We start from the raw sequence: 1,482 nt of genomic DNA on the forward strand, positions 1-1,482 counted from the left end.
TGTGGCCTGGATCACCATGAGCTATCATGCACTGAAAGCCGCAACCGACGATCCGGTGAATTCTATTCGGTATGAGTAAGAAACTAAACCTCAAAAATACGACAATTGGCCTCAATTCACATTGAGGCCAATTTTGCTTTAACACAACACAATCACCGTTCAATATCTCTCAATTTAAAGGCTACCCATTTATTTACCTTATTTTAGAATCGACCACTATCCCAAATTAATCCCATTTTTAGTTCTCCTTTCGACCCCTTCCTAGCATATGCCTATCTTTTCACGGTACTTACTCGTCTTTTATCACCTACTTTTTTAACTATTAACTAATGGGGAAACCTTTTTACCAATTAACTCAATAGACTTTAAAAGTTTTTCATGTGATAAGCCAACGTCCATCTGAAAAGTAAATCTGTCAATCCCACCAAGTGCTTCACTATGCCGAAGTATTTTTTCTGCAACCTCTTCATAACTTCCAACAAGAAAAGCTCCCAATGGCCCATTTTGAGCATCAAAACCAGCTCTTGTGACCGGAGGAAAGCCTCGTTCTTTTCCCATTCTTGTAAATAATTCTTTATAACCCGGATAAAAATCTTCAATAGCTTCTTCGTTGCTATTTGCTACATAGCCAATGGAGTGTAATCCAACTTTTAATTGTTCCGGCGAATGACCCGCCTTTTCTCCTGCCTGTCTATACAAATCTATCAATGGTCTGAAGCGATGTGTTTCCCCACCAATTACGGCAACCATAAGCGGCAAACCTAGTTCTCCAGCCCGTGCAAAAGATGAGGCAGTTCCACCAACTCCTAGCCAAATTGGTAATTGATTTTGTAAAGGACGTGGATATACAGCCTGATTATTAAGTGCAGGACGAAACCTACCGGACCAATTCACAAATTCATTGTCACGAATTTTTAGTAAAAGATTTAACTTTTCGGAAAAAAGTGCATCATAATCATCCAGGCTTAGTCCAAATAAGGGGAAGGATTCTATAAAAGAGCCACGGCCAACCACTATTTCCGCTCGGCCTTCCGAAATTAAATCCAGAGTGGAGAAGTTTTGAAATACTCTAACGGGGTCTGCTGCACTAAGAACTGTAACAGCGCTAGTTAATCGAATCCGATTTGTGCGTGAAGCTGCAGCTGCAAGAATTATTGGTGAGGCAGAGTCCAAGAATTCTTTTCTGTAGTGTTCTCCTAATCCAAATACATCTAAACCAACTTTATCTGCAAGCTCTATTCTATCCAGTAATTCTGTTAATGCCTGTGAACTACTTACTTCCAAATTTTTTGGTGCTGCCGCGAAACTATCTATTCCTATTTCCATTTTTTTATTTCCTTTATTACATTCTATTTTTATTCAATTTGGTAATCTTTGCAACCAGAATCTTCAACATTACAATTCAGCTTCTATCACTATTTGAAGGTGATCTGAAGTTGCTTGAGCAGCCCCTCCTATACTTTTATCCGCAATGGCTTTAGT

General features: G+C 39.1%; 1 protein-coding gene. It reads right to left on the reverse strand.

Annotated elements, in window-relative coordinates; translation table 11 throughout:
- Positions 1-315: 315 nt before the first annotated feature.
- Positions 316-1,326 carry an LLM class flavin-dependent oxidoreductase gene (locus E1171_RS01485; RefSeq protein WP_155203379.1) on the reverse strand — a complete coding sequence of 337 codons (1,011 nt, stop codon included), beginning with the start codon at positions 1,324-1,326 and terminating at the stop codon, positions 316-318.
- Positions 1,327-1,482: the final 156 nt, after the last annotated feature.

This window comes from Xanthovirga aplysinae, from assembly GCF_009711365.1.
Classification (GTDB): domain Bacteria; phylum Bacteroidota; class Bacteroidia; order Cytophagales; family Cyclobacteriaceae; genus Xanthovirga; species Xanthovirga aplysinae.

Bases quoted from the DNA above. Each gene is read 5' to 3' on its own strand.
- E1171_RS01485 (WP_155203379.1), bottom strand. From the start codon at position 1,326: ATGGAAATAGGAATAGATAGTTTCGCGGCAGCACCAAAAAATTTGGAA.